General features: G+C 63.6%; 21 protein-coding genes. 12 read left to right on the top strand and 9 right to left on the bottom strand.

Annotated features, from left to right (window positions below):
- Window positions 1-23 precede the first annotated feature (23 nt).
- The 4 genes from ACFELO_RS09895 to ACFELO_RS09880 form a co-directional block, all read right to left on the bottom strand.
- Window positions 24-347 carry a GrlR family regulatory protein gene (locus ACFELO_RS09895; protein ID WP_440957602.1) on the bottom strand — a complete coding sequence of 108 codons (324 nt, stop codon included), beginning with the start codon at window positions 345-347 and terminating at the stop codon, window positions 24-26.
- Window positions 348-397: 50 nt separating this feature from the next.
- Window positions 398-1,381 carry an L-threonylcarbamoyladenylate synthase gene (locus ACFELO_RS09890; RefSeq protein WP_440957601.1) on the bottom strand — a complete coding sequence of 328 codons (984 nt, stop codon included), beginning with the start codon at window positions 1,379-1,381 and terminating at the stop codon, window positions 398-400.
- 37 nt (window positions 1,382-1,418) lie between these two features.
- On the bottom strand, window positions 1,419-1,973 hold the full coding sequence (locus tag ACFELO_RS09885; protein WP_440957600.1) for a YceI family protein: 555 nt from the start codon (window positions 1,971-1,973) through the stop codon (window positions 1,419-1,421).
- 116 nt (window positions 1,974-2,089) lie between these two features.
- The gene (locus ACFELO_RS09880) at window positions 2,090-2,695 is read right to left on the bottom strand and encodes a cytochrome b (RefSeq protein ID WP_440957599.1); all 606 of its coding nucleotides are present in this window, start codon (window positions 2,693-2,695) and stop codon (window positions 2,090-2,092) included.
- A gap of 366 nt (window positions 2,696-3,061) precedes the next feature.
- On the opposite strand from ACFELO_RS09880, the gene ACFELO_RS09875 reads away from it, so the two are divergent.
- Window positions 3,062-4,846, top strand: a complete 1,785-nt coding sequence (locus ACFELO_RS09875) for an acyl-CoA dehydrogenase (protein ID WP_440957598.1) — start codon at window positions 3,062-3,064, stop codon at window positions 4,844-4,846.
- A gap of 7 nt (window positions 4,847-4,853) precedes the next feature.
- On the opposite strand, the gene ACFELO_RS09870 is transcribed toward ACFELO_RS09875, so the two are convergent.
- Together ACFELO_RS09870 and ACFELO_RS09865 are read right to left on the bottom strand one after the other, a co-directional pair.
- On the bottom strand, window positions 4,854-5,180 hold the full coding sequence (locus ACFELO_RS09870) for a DMT family transporter (protein WP_440957597.1): 327 nt from the start codon (window positions 5,178-5,180) through the stop codon (window positions 4,854-4,856).
- A gap of 108 nt (window positions 5,181-5,288) precedes the next feature.
- Window positions 5,289-5,678, bottom strand: coding sequence for a DUF4870 family protein (locus ACFELO_RS09865; protein WP_440957596.1), 390 nt, complete (start codon window positions 5,676-5,678; stop codon window positions 5,289-5,291).
- A 216-nt stretch (window positions 5,679-5,894) separates the two neighbouring features.
- On the opposite strand from ACFELO_RS09865, the gene ACFELO_RS09860 reads away from it, so the two are divergent.
- The 10 genes from ACFELO_RS09860 (at window position 5,895) to ACFELO_RS09815 (ending at window position 14,169) form a co-directional block, all read left to right on the top strand.
- Complete coding sequence (locus ACFELO_RS09860) at window positions 5,895-6,248, top strand: YbjQ family protein (protein WP_306016017.1); 354 nt, start codon at window positions 5,895-5,897, stop codon at window positions 6,246-6,248.
- Window positions 6,245-7,000 carry a signal peptidase I gene (gene lepB, locus ACFELO_RS09855; protein ID WP_440957595.1) on the top strand — a complete coding sequence of 252 codons (756 nt, stop codon included), beginning with the start codon at window positions 6,245-6,247 and terminating at the stop codon, window positions 6,998-7,000. The genes ACFELO_RS09860 and lepB overlap by 4 nt, the downstream gene beginning before the upstream one ends.
- Window positions 7,001-7,076: 76 nt before the next feature.
- Entirely contained in the window at window positions 7,077-7,949 is an 873-nt protein-coding gene (locus ACFELO_RS09850; RefSeq protein WP_440957594.1) for an SDR family oxidoreductase, read from the top strand.
- Window positions 7,950-8,119: 170 nt separating this feature from the next.
- Window positions 8,120-8,551, top strand: coding sequence for an SET domain-containing protein (locus ACFELO_RS09845; protein WP_440957593.1), 432 nt, complete (start codon window positions 8,120-8,122; stop codon window positions 8,549-8,551).
- Between the two features lie 322 nt (window positions 8,552-8,873).
- The gene (locus ACFELO_RS09840) at window positions 8,874-9,461 is read left to right on the top strand and encodes a histidine phosphatase family protein (protein ID WP_440957592.1); all 588 of its coding nucleotides are present in this window, start codon (window positions 8,874-8,876) and stop codon (window positions 9,459-9,461) included.
- A 75-nt stretch (window positions 9,462-9,536) separates the two neighbouring features.
- Window positions 9,537-9,785: an exodeoxyribonuclease VII small subunit gene (locus ACFELO_RS09835; protein ID WP_440957591.1), complete on the top strand. Its 249-nt coding sequence runs from the start codon at window positions 9,537-9,539 to the stop codon at window positions 9,783-9,785.
- Window positions 9,786-9,789: 4 nt separating this feature from the next.
- On the top strand, window positions 9,790-10,146 hold the full coding sequence (locus tag ACFELO_RS09830; RefSeq protein WP_440957590.1) for a tRNA-binding protein: 357 nt from the start codon (window positions 9,790-9,792) through the stop codon (window positions 10,144-10,146).
- Window positions 10,143-11,033 carry a polyprenyl synthetase family protein gene (locus ACFELO_RS09825; protein WP_440957589.1) on the top strand — a complete coding sequence of 297 codons (891 nt, stop codon included), beginning with the start codon at window positions 10,143-10,145 and terminating at the stop codon, window positions 11,031-11,033. Before ACFELO_RS09830 ends, ACFELO_RS09825 begins: the two co-directional genes overlap by 4 nt.
- Window positions 11,034-11,069: 36 nt before the next feature.
- Window positions 11,070-12,977, top strand: a complete 1,908-nt coding sequence (gene dxs, locus ACFELO_RS09820; protein ID WP_440957588.1) for a 1-deoxy-D-xylulose-5-phosphate synthase — start codon at window positions 11,070-11,072, stop codon at window positions 12,975-12,977.
- 88 nt (window positions 12,978-13,065) lie between these two features.
- A complete protein-coding gene (locus ACFELO_RS09815; protein ID WP_440957587.1) occupies window positions 13,066-14,169 on the top strand; it encodes an Acg family FMN-binding oxidoreductase in 1,104 nt (367 codons plus the stop codon).
- Here the strand turns inward: ACFELO_RS09815 and ACFELO_RS09810 are convergent.
- Window positions 14,166-15,551, bottom strand: a complete 1,386-nt coding sequence (locus tag ACFELO_RS09810; protein ID WP_440957586.1) for a S41 family peptidase — start codon at window positions 15,549-15,551, stop codon at window positions 14,166-14,168. The genes ACFELO_RS09815 and ACFELO_RS09810 overlap by 4 nt on opposite strands.
- Before the next feature lie 61 nt (window positions 15,552-15,612).
- Complete coding sequence (locus ACFELO_RS09805; RefSeq protein ID WP_440957585.1) at window positions 15,613-16,200, bottom strand: TetR/AcrR family transcriptional regulator; 588 nt, start codon at window positions 16,198-16,200, stop codon at window positions 15,613-15,615.
- 101 nt (window positions 16,201-16,301) lie between these two features.
- On the opposite strand from ACFELO_RS09805, the gene ACFELO_RS09800 reads away from it, so the two are divergent.
- Complete coding sequence (locus tag ACFELO_RS09800; RefSeq protein WP_440957584.1) at window positions 16,302-17,027, top strand: TlyA family RNA methyltransferase; 726 nt, start codon at window positions 16,302-16,304, stop codon at window positions 17,025-17,027.
- A 5-nt stretch (window positions 17,028-17,032) separates the two neighbouring features.
- Here ACFELO_RS09800 and ACFELO_RS09795 read toward each other — a convergent pair whose 3' ends face one another.
- Window positions 17,033-17,830: a hypothetical protein gene (locus ACFELO_RS09795; protein WP_440957583.1), complete on the bottom strand. Its 798-nt coding sequence runs from the start codon at window positions 17,828-17,830 to the stop codon at window positions 17,033-17,035.
- Between the last annotated feature and the right edge of the window lie 59 nt (window positions 17,831-17,889).

Genomic DNA, 17,889 nt, shown 5'->3' with positions numbered 1-17,889 from the left:
GAGCCGATGCGCCGCGTTCGCGACTAATCTGCGGCTTTTTCCAGTACGGCTTCAAAGCGCATGGACGGTGCGGCGTCCGCACGGCCCTGGAAGACATAGGCGTCGCCTTCGCGCTTGCCGGTCAGGGTGAGCGCGAACTTGTCGAACTCGCCAAACACGGACAATCGCGACGGGTCATGGTTGGTCACGACCATCTTCACCTGAAGATCATTGTCGGGGCCGGACACCGTGCCGACGTAAAACATACCGGAATCCCCGCCCATGACCTTCTGGTCCTGGATCATGATCACGCCCTTGGCGTCATCCAGCGGGGTGCGGAAAGAGGCGATGTAAAGACCGTTGTTCATGGCGAGCGTATTTATCATCCAGAGTCTGAATGCAACCTTGAGCAGTTGTTCTAACGCTCTGCAGCCGCACGTCTGAGGCGGTCGTTTATCGCTTCGCCCAGACCTGTTTCAGGAATGGGGGCGACAGCGATGCGGTCGCTGAGTGAATCCAGCCAGCGTAGCCCAGTAAACAGATTCGAAGCGGCCTCGACTAGGTCGCCCTTTTGAGAAAGATTAAAAAATACAAGATCATCGCGCTCTGGTTGCGCGCCAAACCCCAAATAGGCTTCGCCGACTTGCGGCCCGGTTGCGTTCAATCGCACATGCGCGTTGGGCGCGTAGTGGCTGGTGAGCTGACCCGGTGAGGTGGGGGCGGAGTGATTCGTCACTTCTGTGTGATCAAGCCCGCCGCAGACCGTTTCCAGCGCTTCACGCGCAACCCCGCCCGGACGCAGAATCGCGGGTGAGCCGGGCTCAAGTAGTGAAACGATGGTGCTCTCCACGCCGACCGGGCAGGGCCCGCCATCAAGGATGAGGTGAATGCGGCCGTTCAGGCTGTCTTTCACATGCTGGGCGGTGGTCGGACTGATCGTGCCTGACGCATTGGCGCTGGGCGCCGCCAGCGGCGCATCGAGTTTGGCGACAAGCGCGCGCAGGGCGTCAGATTTCGGCAGCCGGACCGCCAGGCTGTCGAGCCCCGCTGCAGCGAGGTCGCTGACCGGCGAGGGCGTGCGTCTGCGCGCCACGAGCGTCAGCGGGCCGGGCCAGAAGGCGTCGGCGAGCTGCTCGCCTGCGCTATCGAGGGCGATCAGGGATCGAGCGCGCTCGATCGTGTCCACATGGCAGATCAGGGGATTGAAGCTGGGGCGGCCCTTGGCCTCATAGACGCCAGCCACCGCTTCCGCATGGGTGGCGTCACAGGCCAGCCCGTAAACGGTCTCGGTCGGAACCGCCACACAGCCGCCCGCTTTGAGGATGCGCGCGGCCTCGTCGAGCGCGGCGAGATCAGTCGCGCTCAGGATCGGCGTATTGGAGGGGAGGGCGGGGCGGGTCATGCCTGTTAGGTAGCTCCGCCCCGGAAACGGCGCAATCTTAGCGCTGCGCGGCGTCGGCCTCGATGTGAAGCGAAAGCGCGACCTCTTCACCCGCGCCATCCCAGTCATTGGCGCCCACGCCGAAGCTCCGGCTCATCACCTGCAACTGGCCATCCGCGACGGCCCGGTCGCCCTCGATGTCGAGGGTGAAGGTGAGAACCGCCGGGTTCTCTTCGCCCTTGATCGTCAGGGCGCCCTCTGCGCGATAGGTCTCGCCTTCGCGGGTAATGCGGCTTGAGTCAAAGACCGCCTCGGGGAATCTGGAAATGTTCAAACCGGCGCGGCCACGCAGGGTGTCGAGATACTCGGCATTATCGATCACAGCAGAGCCCGTCTGGACCACGGCGTGGATATGCGCGGCGTCCAGATTGTCCGGGTCCAGCGTGATGTCTGCGGAAAAGGCCTCGAAAGCCCCTTCAATCGATCCGCCGAACGCCTGGGTTTCAAAGCGGATCTGGCTGGCCTCTGCATCAAGAATCCAGTCCTGAGCCAGGGCGGGGGCGCTCAGAGCCAGGGCGGCGGCGAGCGGGGCGATCATGGAAAGCGTACGCATAAGAGCCTCCTTTGCGAAGCGGGCTGAATGCCGCGCTTTTGGCCACACAGATACGATGGCGGGACGGGCAAACAAGCCGCGCTTCACGAAAGGAGCTGCTTCCGGAACGGAAAGGATCAGTCCTCGACGTTCTGCTTGGGCACGTTCACGAACGGCAGCATGCGGGTCAGCACGCCATCGCGCTCGATGATGTGGTGCTTGAGCGCCGCGCCGGCGTGCAGGGCCAGCAGGACGATGATCACCCAGGCGCCGGCGCCGTGCGCGCTCTCAAGCGCTTCATGCAGGAACTCGCTGTCAGGCACCGGAAGGCCGGGCAGGTTGAAGCCTTCGATGTTGAACAGGCGCGTCGGCAGCGAGCTGTTGGACACCATGAGCCAGCCAATCAGCGGCAGGCCGATCATCACCACATAGAACAGCTTGTGGATGGCCTTGGCTGCAAAGGCTTCCCAGGGCTTCATGCCGGAAGGCAGAGCCGGAGCGGGGTGGGTCAGGCGCCAGCCCAGACGCACCAGCGAGAGCACCAGGACCAGAATGCCGGCGGTCTTGTGCCAGTTGTAGACGCCCCGGGTGAAGTCGAAGCTGACTTCGCCGGCGCGCGCGGCGGCGCCCAGATCTTCCATCCACCAGCCCACGAAGATCAGGCTGATCAGCATGGCCGCGATCAGCCAGTGCAGGATGATGGCGACGGTGGTGTAACGCGAGGACGCGGTTGCGGTGGTCATGACCTACTCCAGTCAGAAGCGGAAACGCTCCGCTACGGTATGAATACTCAGTCTATAGCGGTTATGAATTCGGGGAAGCGGATCAACCCCGAAAAATGTGTGGTCTTTTGTCCGGGTTGCCGGATACCCATACAGGCTGGACCGAACGGCGATTAGAGCGCGCGCCGGATAACTGTGTTTCCCGGGCGTTCGCGGCCCGGCTTGCGCATGTGCAGCATGCTGGAGAGGCTGGAGTGCAGGTCGAGTCCGTGATCCTGAGCCGCCATGCGACACGCGGTCCTGCCCAAAACCCAGACAGCTGACTCCCGCTTTGCAGCAAACGCGCTATGTTCGGACCAAATCTGATGCTGGAAGGGAAACCTCACCATGAGCTACCGCGCCCCGGTTCGCGATATCCGTTTCGCCCTGGAAGAAGTTGCTGCGCTCGACAGCGTGAACGCCACAGGCGCGTTTCCGGAATTCTCCTCGGACCTGACGCCCGCCATTCTGGATGAGGCCGCCAAGCTCGCCAACGACGTGCTGGGGCCGATCAATCGCTCCGGCGACCAGCAGGGCTGCACCCTGAAGGATGGCGAAGTGACGACGCCGGACGGCTTCAGGGAGGCCTATGCCCAGTTTGTTGAAGGCGGCTGGCAGGGTTTGCAATTTCCCACCGATATGGGCGGCATGGGCCTGCCCAAGGCGCTGGGTTGCGCGCTGATGGAGATGCTGCAATCAGCCAACATGGCCTTCGGCCTGGGCCCGATGCTGTCCTTTGGCGCGATTGAATCGCTCATCGCCGTCGGCTCTGAAGAGCAGCGCGAACTTTATCTGGGCAAGATCCTGTCGGGCGAATGGTCCGCGACCATGAACCTGACCGAGCCGGGCGCCGGGTCCGATGTAGGCGCGCTGCGCACCAAGGCCGAGCCCAATGGCGACGGCTCCTGGGCCATTTCAGGCCAGAAGATCTTCATCACCTGGGGTGAGCACGACTGCGCCGAGAACATCATCCACCTGGTGCTGGCTCGCACGCCGGACGGGGCGCCGGGCACCAAGGGCATCTCGCTGTTCATCGTGCCGAAATTCATCCCCGATGCGGATGGCGCCCCGGGCGAGCGCAATACGGTTCAGGCGATCGGGCTTGAACACAAGATGGGTATTCACGGCTCGCCCACCTGCACCATGGAATATGACGGCGCCAAAGGCTGGCTGCTGGGCGACGAGTTCAAGGGCATGGCCGCCATGTTCATCATGATGAACTCGGCGCGCCTGAATGTGGGCGTGCAGGGGGTCGGCATCGCCGAGCGCGCCTATCAGCACGCGCTGGCCTACGCCAAGGATCGCAAGCAGGGCCGCGCTATCAATATGGACGATCATGGCCCGCACGCCATCATCCACCATCCTGATGTGCGTCGCTCCCTGGCGGTGATGAAGGCCAAGATCGAAGCGGGTCGTGCGATCTGCTTCCACGCCGCGGTCGAGGCTGATCTCGGTGAGCATAATGATGACGCCGACGAGAAGGCCTGGTCCAAGCGTCGCGAAGATCTGATGATCCCGATCGCCAAGGCCTGGTGCACCGATATGGGTGTCGAGGTCGCTTCCATGGGCGTTCAGGTTCATGGCGGCATGGGCTTCATCGAAGAAACGGGCGCCGCCCAGCATCTGCGCGATGCCCGTATCACCCCGATCTATGAAGGCACGAACGGCATTCAGGCCATCGACCTTGTAGGCCGCAAGCTGGCGCGCGATGGCGGGACCGCCATGGGCGAGCTGATCGAGGATGTGCGTCAGACCATCGAGGACTGCATCACCAGCTCAAACCCTGAACTGCCGGTTCTCGCCGAAGCGCTGAAGCCTGCCTGTGACGCGCTGGAAGAGGCGACCGCCTTCATGCTGGGCGCGTCTGATGCGGACCGGCTTGCCGGCGCCACCGCCTATCTCCAGCTCGCCGGTGATGTAACGGGCGGCTGGCTGTTGTGCGTGGGCGCGGTCGCCGCCCAGCGCAAGCTCAAGGAAGCCGATGGCGATGACAGTTACGCGCAGGCGCGCATCGCCATCGCCAATGTCTTCGCCCAGAGCGTGCTGACCGGCGCCAAGGGCCTGCTCGGCGAAATCAAGATCGGCTACGACCCGTTGTTCGCGCCGGGCGAAGCCGTGCTCGAAAGCGTCTGATCGGGATCTAGTGGGCGTTGTCGGTCGAGAGTTTCAGGCCGACAATGCCCGCCAGGATCAACGTCGCGCTCAGGACGCGCCCGAGTGTCAGAGCGTCGCCAAACGCGATAATGCCGACTATGAAGGCCCCTACGGCGCCAATTCCGGTCCACACGGCATAGCCCGTGCCGAGCGGCAGGGTACGCAGGGCCAGCGTCAGCAGCGCGAAGCTCGCCACCATGCTCACCAGCATGATCAGTGTCGGGACGGGGCGGGTCAGTCCGTCTGACTGTTTCATCATGCTCGCCCAGAGCACTTCAAGAAGCCCTGCGCCCAGCAGATATATCCACGGCATGGCCGAAACCTTTCAGGTTCCGGGCCGTCCCGAATGCTGATCCCGAGTGCGGGGAGGTCGTCCTCTGCAACCGAGATGGCGCTCCAGGCGCCATGCGTCAAGCCGAAGCTAGATCCAGAAGCCAGTCGGGTCGGGATGGGGACGCCCGTCGACAATCCGGATCAGCCCCACCACGCCCCTGATGCCGAGCCACACGGTGGCGAGCAGCAGGATCACCATGCCGATCAGGAAGATCCAGGTCAGCGCGCCCACAATCACCATGGCCAGCCAGTACCAGAAAGTCCGGATCTGGAACTGGAAATGGTTCTTCACCAACGGATCGGCATTGTCCTTGCGCACATAGGCCAGAATGGCGGCGATCAGCACAGTGACGCCATTACTGATCCCGACCAGCAGGAGCGCATAATTGATGACGGCGAGCACGCGGTCGCTGTTCTGGTCCCGCGCGCTCTGTGGCGCGTCATCCGGGTTCGGGGGGGAGGTGTCGGTGGGGGCCATGCCGGATCTCCGCAAATTGCCGGTCGTTTATCTGTGACCTTTATAACTCAGCCGGGCGCGCTTGGTTGCGTCAAGTGAAGACCCTGTCAGCTGTCACCTTGTCAGGCGCCAATAAGCATTGTGAACTGAGGCCTGCGAGTTAATCTTTAACTTTCTCCGTGTGATTGTGGCGCGATCAGTGTGCTGGGTTAACAGGTTTGTTTAAAAGGGCTTTCCATGAGCAACACCCCTGAGCATCCCGCAACGCGCGCCCCTGTACTCGTCACCATGGCCGATGATATTCCCGGCCGTGAAGTCGAGGCGGTCATCGGGATTGCGCGTGGCAGTGTGGTGCGTGCGCGGTTTTTTGGACGTGATTTTGTGGCCGGATTGCGCAATCTGGTCGGGGGCGAAGTCAGCGAGTACACCAAGCTGATGGCCGAAGCGCGCGAGCAGGCTCTAGGCCGACTGGTCAGCCATGCCGAGGAGATGGGGGCGGACGCAGTTGTCACCTTCCGCTTCTCCACCGCCGCGGTCATGGAAGGCACAGCAGAAGTGCTCGCCTATGGAACGGCGGTAAAACTGAAATGAATGAACACGTGCGCCGTTTCGGCGGCAAGGCGATTTCGGAAGTCGGGGAAACCATCCGCTTCCTCGCCGGGGTTGTGGCGGTCTGGTTCGTGCTGGTCACGTTCGTCTTTGCGGCCTTCCATATCCCGTCAGAAAGCATGCAGCCGGCCATTCAGGTGGGCGACCGCGTTCTGGTGTCGAAATTCGCGTACGGGTATTCGCGTCATTCCCTGCCGCTGGGGCTGGGCTATCACCTGCCGGACAGCTGGTCGGGCCGCTTTCTGGGCTCGACCCCCAAGCGCGGCGACGTCGTCGTGGTGCGCGACCCCGCTCAGGGCATCAACCTGATCAAGCGGGTCATCGGCCTGCCCGGTGACCGGATCGAGATGCGTGAGGGCCGCCTGTACATCAATGACGAGCTGGTCCCGCGTGATCCTGAAGGCGTGGTGCGCTATCGCGACCGTGAAGGTGCGCCGGTGGAAGCCGCCGTCTATCTGGAAAGCCTGCCGGGCGGCAAGGTGCACGAGATCTACGAGCGGTCCGACAATGCGCTGCTGGACAATGTGGGCCCGTTCAATGTGCCAGAGAACCATCTCTTCCTGATGGGCGACAATCGCGACGCTTCGCTCGACAGCCGCGCTTCGCGCGGGATCGGCTATGTCCATCGCGATCTGGTGGTCGGCCAGGCCTGGACCGTGCTCTTCACCTTCGCCTCCTGCCGCCGCGAAGAAGGCATGACCTGCCCGGGCTGGCGCGTCTGGCGTCCGATCTAACCACGCGGCTCGCGGGGCTGTCCTTTGCCCTATAACAGTGTTATTCTCTCGCTTCATTCAGGAGCGGGAGGAAAGCATGTCCCTGAAGGGCAAGACTCTTTTCATTACCGGCGCAAGCCGCGGCATTGGTCTGGCCATTGCCGAACGCTGTGCGCGCGACGGCGCCAATATTGTCATCGCCGCCAAGACCGACCAGCCTCATCCCAAGCTGGAAGGCACCATCCACACTGCTGCAGACGCCATTGAGAAAGCGGGCGGCAAAGCCCTGCCTCTGGTGTGCGACATTCGCGATGAAGCCAGCGTGGACGCCGCGATCGCCAAGACGGTCGAGACCTTTGGCGGCATCGATATCGTCGTGAACAATGCCTCGGCCATCTTCCCGATGCCCACGAAAGACACGCCGATCAAGCGCTGGGACCTGATGCATCAGGTGAATGCGCGCGGCACCTTCCTCGTCACCCAGAAAGCGCTGCCGTATCTGGAAAAATCGGAAAACCCGCACATTCTGGCGCTGTCTCCGCCGCTGGATATGCGCGAGCAATGGTTCGCCCCGCACGTGGCCTATACCTCGGCCAAATACGGCATGAGCCTGTGCATTCTGGGCTGGGCGGGCGAGTTCAAGGGCAAGATCGCCGCGAACGCCATCTGGCCACGCACGGCGGTCGCCACCGCCGCCATCGCCAATGTTCTGGCGGGCGAGGATGCGTTCAAGAACTGCCGCAAGCCCGACATTCTGGCCGAGACCGCCTATCGCGTGCTCACCAAGCCGGCGTCCGAATTCACCGGCAATTTCCTGATTGATGACAGTTTCCTCGTCAGCGAGGGCGTCACCGATCTTGATCAGTTCAGCGTCACCCCGGGTGAAGAGCTGCTGCCGGACTTCTTCGTGCCTGAAGAGCCCAAGGCGCCTGAGGGCGTCAAAATCATGGATGTCCAGCTGGGGCATTAATCCAAGGACTTGGCCGCGTGCATCCGGCGCGCGGCCAACAATCCGCTTGCATTTTTCCCCAATGGAGCATCATAGGCGCTGGAGCGTCGCACTCTGCGTCGGTCCTGCCAGTCAGGCCGCGCTGTATCCTTGATCCGCGTCGACGCGCGGAGCCCAGGGCGTTCTGACCCATGTTGCTCATCGACACCTATGTCGGACCGAGTGCGATCGAGGGCGTCGGCGTGTTCGCCGCCGAACCCATTCGCGCCGGCCAGATGATCTATCGCTTCGCGCCGGAGTTCGACCGGCTGATCGAGCTCTCCGAGATCGACGCGCTTCCCGAATCCATTCGCCGCTTCGTGGACCGCTACACCTATCCCTATCCGGGCAAGCCGGGCGTTCTGGTGCTGGATGCCGACAATGGCCGGCACATGAACCATTCGCTTACCCCGAACACGGATTTTCGCGATTCCGTCTATGGCTACGCCATCGCCGACATCGCGCCGGGCGAAGAAATCACCTGCAATTACTCCGAATTCGAGCCCGGCTTCGAAATGATGCCCTCCATGGTGGCCGCCCATGCCGGGCGGTCAAACGGCAACGGTTCTTCACACGCCCGCTGAGCCTGACGCTCAGGTGTGTCGCGTCCAGAGCGAATCACCAGTTGATGTGCGGGCTCGCCGGTCGGCGGCCCGTGCACGGCGCTGTGTCTGTTTCTTTTCCTGAGACAACCGCTGTTTCCAAGGCTTGAAAGCCCTCTGCCGTTTCATCGCACACGGGCGCGTCATCCTTGCTTGTGCGGAGGGGGGAGGGCGGGTACCAAGTCCTGACGCTTGACTCATGAGGGCCGCGGCTTTCACGACGGGGGGCGTGAGAGGCAGCCGGCTCGTCCGGGCGAGGAGGCGGCTGTCAGCGCGTGTTCATCAGGATCGCTCAAGACTGTTCATGACCAAAGCCGACAGCCAGACCGGGCCGGGCCCTATCATCATCGCACGCCATGGCGAGCCTGACGCGGACCGCCGGGCTGTGATGGACTGGCGTGGCTATGTGGACTGGTGGGCGGCCTATGATCGCGCCGGGCTGAAGCCGGGTCAGGTGTCGCCGCCAAGCCTGGTTGAACAGGCGGGGCTGGCGCAGACGCTGTATTCCTCCACCCTGCCGCGCGCCATCGAAACTGCGCGCGCGACCGTGGGCGAGCGTCCGATCGAGCACGACAGCCTGTTTGTGGAAGCGCCTTTGCCGCCGCCGTCCCTGCCCTGGAAGATGCAGGCGCGGACCTGGGGCGTGTTCGCCCGTTGTTCATGGTGGATGGGCTTCGCCCGGGATGGTGAAAGCCGTCCCCAGGCCGAAGTGCGCGCTGCGGCGGCTGCTGAAAAACTGGTCGATGCGGCCCAGACGGGCGGCGTGGCCCTGTTCGCCCATGGCTGGTTCAATCGCATGCTGCGCCCTGAACTCAAGCGTCAGGGCTGGACCTGTGTGCGCGATGGCGGGGACGGATACTGGTCCTGGCGCCGCTATGAGCTGAAGCGCTAGCGCACAGGCGGCTTGATCCTCGGCGATCTTTCGCGATTGTGGGGGCCACGTGTTCCTGATGAGAAGGCTGTCGCGATGACTGACGCACCCTCCGCCGAAATCGCCCAGATGAGCTTTGAGACCGCGCTTAAAGAGCTCGAGACCATTGTCGCTCAGCTTGAGCGCGGTGAGGTGGAGCTGGAAAAGTCCATCGCCATGTATGAGCGCGGCGCGGCCCTGAAAGCTCATTGCGAGGCGCGCCTGCGCGAAGCCCAGCTCAAGGTCGACAAGATCGTCGAGCAGGCCGATGGCGCTTTGAGCGCTGAACCGGCGAATCTGGACTAGGCGCATGAGCTGCGAACCGGTCCAGCCTGACATCGCGCCCGAGGACTTCTTCAAGACCGATATCCGGCTTGGGACCATTGTGCGCGCCGAACCTTTCCCCGAAGCGCGCAAGCCCGCCATCAAGCTGTGGGTCGATTTCGGCCCGGAGATTGGCGAGAAGAAAAGCTCCGCCCAGATCACCGTGCATTACGCGCCCGAGACCCTTGTGGGCCGCCGCGTGCTGGCGGTGGTGAACTTCCCGCCGCGCCAGATCGGTCCGGTGCGCTCTGAAGTGCTGGTGCTGGGCGTGACCGATACCGACGGCTCGATCCTGCTTCTGAATGCAGACGGGGATGCGCCGAACGGAGCGCGAGTATCATGAGCGCCTTTGACAAGCATCTCACCGAGACCGCTGACCGGGTCACTGTGGCGCTGGACGCCTTGCTGGCGCGCCCGGACGGGCCAGAGCAACGCGTCATCTCCGCCATGCGCTATGCAGCGCTGGGGCCGGGCAAGAGGTTGCGGCCTTTCTTGCTGATCGAGGCGGGGTTCCTCGTAGGCGCGGACGAGCGGGCCCTGCTGCGCGCCGCCTGCGCGGTGGAATGCGTGCACGCCTATTCGCTCGTCCATGACGATCTGCCCTGCATGGATGATGACGATCTGCGCCGGGGCCGTCCGACGGTGCATCGTGAATATGATGAGGCGACCGCTGTGCTGGCTGGCGACGCCCTGCAGAGCCAGGCGTTCGAGCTGCTCGCCGACCCTGAGACCCATGACAATGCCGCCGTACGCGCCGAGCTGGTGCTGCGTCTGGCCAAAGCCTCCGGTCCGCGCGGCATGGTGGGCGGTCAGATGATCGACATGGCCGTTGAGGCGGGCGAAGAGAGCGATATCGGGATCATCACGCGCTGCCAGCGCATGAAGACCGGCGCCCTGATCAGTTTCTGCGCCGAGGCGGGCGGGGTGATCGCCAACGCTGACCGCGCTCATCGAATTGCGCTCGAGGGCTTCGCGCATGACCTGGGTCTGTGTTACCAGATCGTGGATGATCTTCTGGACGCGGAAGGTGACGAGAGCCTGACGGGCAAACGCACCGGCAAGGATGTCGGTCAAGGAAAAGCCAATTTCGTCTCGATACTCGGGGTGAAGGACGCCCGTGACCGGGCCGCCAGGCTGGCGGATCAGGCGAAGGCCCATCTGGACGTATTCGGCAAGGACGCCGACATGCTGCGTCATCTGATGGATTTCGTTTTGGCCCGGCAGTCCTGACGCCTAGATTAGAACAAGACAACAAGGACACGGCGCATGCCCGACACTCCGCATCTTGATCAGATCGCCTCACCGCAGGATCTGAAAAATCGCGACCTCACCTTTCTGAAGGCCGTGGCGGAGGAATTGCGCACCGAAACCATCGACGCCGTATCGGTGACGGGCGGGCATCTGGGCGCGGGTCTGGGCGTGGTCGAGATGACCGTCGCCCTGCACCATGTGTTTGATACGCCCAGCGATATCCTGATCTGGGATGTGGGCCACCAATGCTATCCGCACAAGATTCTGACCGGGCGCCGCGACCGCATCCGCACCCTGCGTCAGGGCGGCGGCCTGTCGGGCTTCACCAAGCGCTCTGAAAGCGAATACGACCCGTTCGGGGCCGCGCACGCCTCGACCTCGATTTCTGCAGGGCTGGGCTTCGCCGTAGGCCGTGACCTCAAGCACGAAGAAGGCCGCAAGGTCGTCGCGGTGATTGGCGACGGCTCCATGTCCGCCGGCATGGCCTATGAGGCCATGAACAATGCCGGGGACATGAAGAAGGACCTCATTGTCATCCTCAATGACAATGACATGTCCATCGCCCCGCCTGTGGGCGCGATGAGCCATTATTTCGCCCGTCAGGTCAGCTCGAAAAACTATAACTCCATCCGCAAGCTCGGGCGCGGCGTCGCCGAGGCGCTGGGCGTGAAGGAGCATGCGCGCCGGGCCGAGGAATATCTGCGCGGCATGGCCATGGGCGGCACGCTGTTTGAGGAAATGGGCTTCCGCTATGTCGGCCCGATCGACGGCCATGACATGGACCAGCTGGTCGCCGTGCTGCGCAATGTGCGCGATGCCGGCGAGGGCCCGATCCTGATCCATGCCGTGACGCAGAAAGGCAAGGGCTACGCCCCCGCCGAGGCGGCCGACGACAAGTATCACGGCGTCGCCAAGTTCAACGTGGTCACCGGCGAGCAGCAAAAATCCAAACCGGCTGCGCCGAGCTATACCGGCGTCTTCGCCAAGGCGCTGATCCAGCTGGCCGAAACCGACGAGAAAATCTGCGCCGTCACCGCCGCCATGCCGGGCGGCACGGGCGTGGACAAGTTCGCTGCGGCCTATCCCGACCGCGCCTTTGATGTGGGCATCGCCGAACAGCATGCCGTCACCTTCGCGGCGGGTCTCGCGGCTGAGGGCCTCAAACCCTATTGCGCGATCTATTCCACCTTCCTGCAGCGCGGCTATGATCAGGTCGTCCACGATGTTGCGATCCAGTCCCTGCCGGTGCGCTTCGCCATCGATCGGGCCGGTCTTGTGGGCGCGGATGGCGCCACCCATGCTGGCGCCTTTGATGTGGGCTATATGGGCGCCCTGCCGGGCATGGTGCTGATGGCCGCCGCCGACGAGGCGGAGCTGGCGCGCATGGTCGCCACCGCCAATGAGATCGACGACCGGCCGAGCGCCTTCCGCTATCCGCGCGGCGAGGGGCTGGGCGTTGAAATCCCCAAGGAATTGACCCCGCTCGAGATCGGCAAGGGCCGCATCGTGCGCGAAGGCTCCGGCGTCGCCATCCTGTCCTTTGGCGCTCGCCTCGGCGAAGTGCTGAAAAGCGCGGACGAGCTTGCCGCCTATGGCCTCAACCCGACGATTGCCGATGCGCGCTTCGCCAAGCCGCTCGATCATGATCTGATCCGCTCTCTGGTGCGCGAGCATGAAGTGCTCATCACTATTGAAGAGGGCGCAGTGGGCGGCTTTGGCGCCTTCGTGCTGCACTTCCTGGCTGAAGACGGCGCGCTCGATGCGGGTGTGAAGATCCGCACCATGACCCTGCCCGATATCTTCCAGGATCAGGACAGCCCGTTCGGCATGTATGAAACCGCGGGCCTCAACGCCAAGCACATCACCGCCAAAGTGCTCGACGCGCTGGGCCGTCAGGCGGAAGCGGCGGCGGCTCTGGCCTAGGCCATAGCGTCGCAGCGCCTCTGTTTTCATTGACCGCACTTCTGGGCGGCAGGAGAGTTCCTGCCGTCGCCAGAGGGAGTATGAGCCCATGGGAGCGTCGATCACGCGCCGTGGCGCGCTGGGTCTTGCATCAGTGATGGCTGCGCCCGCCTTAGCAGGCTGTTCAGACAGTACTGACAGCTATGCGCAAATTGCGTCTGAGCTGGGCGCCTCGCCCGACTTCACGCCGGGCGCGTTTCCCCATACGCATCTTCAGCTGGTTCATTATGCGCGATTGGCCGCGAACGGGCACAACACCCAGCCCTGGCGCTTTGTCCTGTCCTCAAACGCCCTTGTCCTGCGCCCCGATTACGACCGGCGCACGCCCGTGGTGGATCCGGATGACCACCACCTGTTCGCATCCATGGGCTGCGCGGCGGAAAATCTCAGCCTGGCCGCGAGAGCCGCAGGGCAGGGTGGTCAGGTGGAATGGCTGGACCATGGTCTGGTGCTGCCCCTGAGCCCCGGTGCGAGCGAGCCTAGCGAACGCTTCGCCGCCATCCCCCATCGTCAAAGTACGCGGCTGGAGTATGACGGTTCGGCCCTGAGCGCCGAGGAACGCACGCGCCTGCTGGCGGCGGCGGAAGGCGATGGGCGGGTGTCGGTGGCTGTCTTTGATAGCGCTTCAGGCAAGGCGGATCTGACCGAGCTGATCCTTGAAGGCAATCGGCGTCAGATCGCAGACGCGGCCTTCGTGGCTGAACTGCGCGACTGGATACGCTTCAACAAGTCCGAGGCGGCCCGGCTGCGCGATGGCCTGTTCACAGGGGCGACGGGCAATCCTGAAATGCCGGGCTGGCTGGGGCGGCGCCTGTTTTCCACAGTGTTCACGGCGGAGGGCGAGAACGCCAAAATCGTCCGGCAGGTCAATTCCAGCGCCGCCCTGATCGTGCTGATGGCTAATGAAGCCACGCCGTCGGGCTGGGTGGAGGCGGGCCGCGCCGCGCAACGCCTGCAGCTGGAAGCAACCGTGCTCGGCCTTAAAACCGCTTTCCTGAACCAGCCGGTCGAGGTGGGGGCTCTACGCCCTGAACTGGCGGCCCTGATGGGCGAGCCGGGACGGCGGCCGGATCTGGTGCTGCGGGTCGGGCGGGGGCCTGTCGCCCCGCGCATGTTGCGTCGTCCAGTCGAGGCGTTGGTGGAGATCGCCTAGCCCGCCTCGATCATCCCGACCACGCGTTCAATGGCGGTCTTGTGGTGGGTAATGGGGTTGTCTTCGGGATAGATGTCAAAGGCGACCACCGGCGGAATGCCGCGCCCTTCAAAGATGTGGCCTTCGCTGTCCTCGAACACCTCGTTGGACAGCTCCAGATACCAGCCATTGGGCAAGGGCTTGGCGAGCGGGGTGGAAAAGGCGCCGCGCGTGGTTGAGCCCACCTGAATGACATTGGGCAGCTGGCGCATCATCAATGTGGTGATCTCGCCGCCCGACACGGTCACATCGCTGGTCATCAGATAGACGGGGCCGGTGTACCGCACGCCCTCATAAGGGGTGATCGGATAGTCCTGATCCGCTTCCGGGGCGCCCGGCACGCTGACGCGATAGCCCAGGAAAGGCTGATCGGTGAACCGCGCGGCGATAGCGCGGGTGACGGCGTCATAGCCGCCACGATTGTTGGACAGGTCGAGAATGACCGCCTGATGATCCGCAAAACGGGTGAGCGCGTCATCGAGCATGTCAGACAGCGCCGCCAGTTCGGCCTGTGACCACTCAATGCTGCCGGGTGTGTGCTCAGTGGTGAACCCGCCCATGGTGAAGATCTGGATATAGCCGATCGGTTGGCCGCTTTCGGGCGTGATCTCGCCCACGATCACCCGGTCCGCGATCAGCTCGGCGCCGGGGTCCAACATCTCGTTGAACAGTTGATCCACAAGGCCATTGAGCCAGGCGCCTTCGCCCATGCCGTCACGGATCATGGGAAGGGTGGTCCCCAGGCCTGATTGCGCACGCCGAGGCTCGCCATTCACCAGCCCGACCATCTTGGTGTGAGAATCGCCCAGCGGTGCGAGAAGCCCGTCCAGAACTTCCCACAAGGCTGCTTCACCCATGCCGTCACGCACTTGTGGGCGAGCATGGGCGACCAGCGCATCCCAATCCACGCCGCGCGCGTCAAAGAAGCTGTAATGCTGGGCCATGACGCTGGTGAATACGTCAAAAATCGCTGTTTCCGATGTCAGGTCGTCGCTGCCGCAGCGAGGGGGCAAGGCGTCAAGCCGTTCGAAATGGGCCGAGGCGTCGCCCGGCAGATAGTTCAGGCTGAGCGACTGGCCGTCGTGCGAGGCGCGGAACAGGCGGTACTCCAGCTGCCCCATCAGAGGCGTGCTGTCATCGGGCGCCGGATTGGCGTAGCAGCCTTGCGGCGTGTCCTGCCAGCGGGTGATCCCGGTGTCGTTGATATCGAGGATCCAGCCTTTCTCGCGGCTGTACCAGACACCTTCAGCCTGCGGGGCCAACGTCCCGTCCTCGTTGAATATGGGTTCGGAGGATGCCGCGCCGTTGAAGAGCGCGAAGAGGAAGGCGAGAAGGAGGACCATGTGAAACCCCAAAAGTGACCACGGTCATCTTTTGAGTCCAGGCGAGCTTAAAGTCAAGCGCTCAGGCGTTGGCGAGCTTCAGGATCGTCCGGATTCGATCCTCCAGCGTGTCCTTCAGGTCAAAGCTCTCACCCGTGTTCAGCCATTGGCGGATCACGCCGGTGACCGTGGAGACATAGAGCGCCGACAGGGCGTCAGCCTCAACGTCCGCCCGGACTTCACCGTGCTCCTGCGCGGCGCGAATACGGGCCGTGATCCGGGTATGGACGCGGTCATCGGTTTCGCGTTCGGTGCGCTGGATATCGTCTGACTGGGGCGCATAGGCGTGCTTGGCGCGCCAGAGCACGGGATCGAGACCGGCAAGGGTGACGGCGTTGTGCGCCACCAGCAGCAAGGCGTCGAGCAGCGTCTGGTCAGGGGTGGCGCTCGATCTCAGATCAGCGCTCTGCATCGCCTGATCATACCAGTCCGCCAGAATGTGCGACTTGGTGGGGAAGTGGTTGAAGAAGGTGCCCTTGGCCACGCCCGCCGCCTTGCAGATATCGGCGATGGAGGCGTCTTCATAGCCAGACGCGCGAAACTGCTCGAGGGCGGCCTCATAAAGCGCCTCGCGCACCCGGGCTTTTTTGGCGTCTCGTAATCCGGTCATGCTCAGACTCTGCCAGAAAACATGACTGCGGTCACTCAATCGGGGATTTGGTTTTTCAGTCGGGGGTGGATACAAGCAGCGCCCTGAAGGCGAGGACGGGAATGCGCGCAGACAAATACCTTGTGAAGCACGGCCATTTTGACACCCGCGCGAAGGCCCAGGCTGCAATCGCGGCGGGCAAGGTGGTGGTCAATGGCGTCGCCCTGACAAAACCCTCCCAGACCATAGCCGACGGAGCCGAAGTCATTGCCGAGGCGGCTCACCCCTATGTCAGTCGCGCAGCATTGAAGCTGGTGGAGGGGCTTGATGTGTTTGGCGTCGATCCGGCGGGCAAAGTCTGTCTTGATGTCGGCGCCAGCACGGGCGGGTTCACCGAAGTCCTTCTGGAACGGGGCGCAGCCAGGGTCATTGCAGTCGATGTGGGCCGGGATCAGCTGGCGCCGGCGCTCAGGGCGGACCCGCGCGTGCTCAGCCTGGAAGCCACCGATGCGCGCACGCTGACGCTGGATCAGATCGGCGGCGCCGCGCCGGATCTTGTGGTCTGCGACGCCAGCTTCATCAGCCTTGAGAAAGTGCTCACCCGTCCACTGGAGCTGTTGGCGGAGGCGGGCGAAATGATCGCGCTCTTCAAACCCCAGTTCGAGGTCGGGCCGAAATTTGTCGGCAAGGGCGGGGTCGTGAAGGATGAAGTGGCGGTGGAGCGCGCAAAGGAAAACGCCCGCGCTTTCTTTGCGCGGGCGTTGATCCCGGTCCAAAGGGAGACCTGCAGTCCGATCCGGGGAGGGGACGGGAACCGCGAATATCTGTTTTACGGCCGCAAGGCCTGAACGGATCAGTAGGTTCCGGCGGGGCGCCAGACGCCATCCGTACCCTGACACATCCAGGTCACCGACCCATTGCCCGATTGCATGTTCCGGCAAGCGTTTGCGCGGGGCGCGCTGGCGCTGGCGGTATAGGTGCGGCTGTCATAGCCCGGTTGGGTTTGCGGCTGGTAGGGCTGGTTCTGATAGGGCTGGGCCGGCTCGTCATAGCCATAGCTTTCCCCGCCCAGAAGCTCGCCGGAGTTGGAAGACGGATAGGAATAGCCTTGCTGGCCATATCCGTCGTCATAGCCATAGCCATTGTCGTAACCGCTGTTGGAATACCCGCTATTGCCGTAGCCATTGTCATAGCCATAGCCGGTATTGCGCAGATGCTCGCAGCCATTGGAGCGGCCCGCGACGGCGGCGCCGGCGAGGGCGCCAATGCCGGCGCCGGCCAGAACCGCGCCATCATTGCCGTCTTCCTCATAGCGACCCCGGCCCCGGCGATCATAGCGGTCGCCCCGGCGTGAGCCCCGTCCGTAATGGTCGCGGTGACGGTTGCGGTCATTGTAGTGACGCTCGCGGTCCCGGTCCTGGCGGTCGTCATGGATCTCCGCGCCGACCACGGCGCCCAGAACCCCGCCCAGAACCGCGCCGGCGACCTGGCGGTTGCGCTGGGCGGCGACGCATTGCTCATAGCTTTGCGTGGTCTGGGGCTGTTGAGCGGAATAGGAGCGATAGGTCTGCGCCTGCGCGCCGGCGGCGGCGAGCGGCAGCAGCAGGGCGGCGCCCGTCAGGGCGGAAATGGCGAAACGCGAACGGATCATGTTGGACCCTCCAGTTCTGGCGCGATCTGGCGCCGGTGTCTGACGTTACGCAAACCTTA

Source organism: Oceanicaulis sp. LC35 (assembly GCF_052055585.1).
In the GTDB taxonomy this organism is placed as follows: Bacteria; Pseudomonadota; Alphaproteobacteria; order Caulobacterales; family Maricaulaceae; genus Oceanicaulis.
The sequence above is the reverse complement of the archived record's forward strand: the minus strand, read 5'-3'. Positions and strand labels throughout refer to the sequence as shown.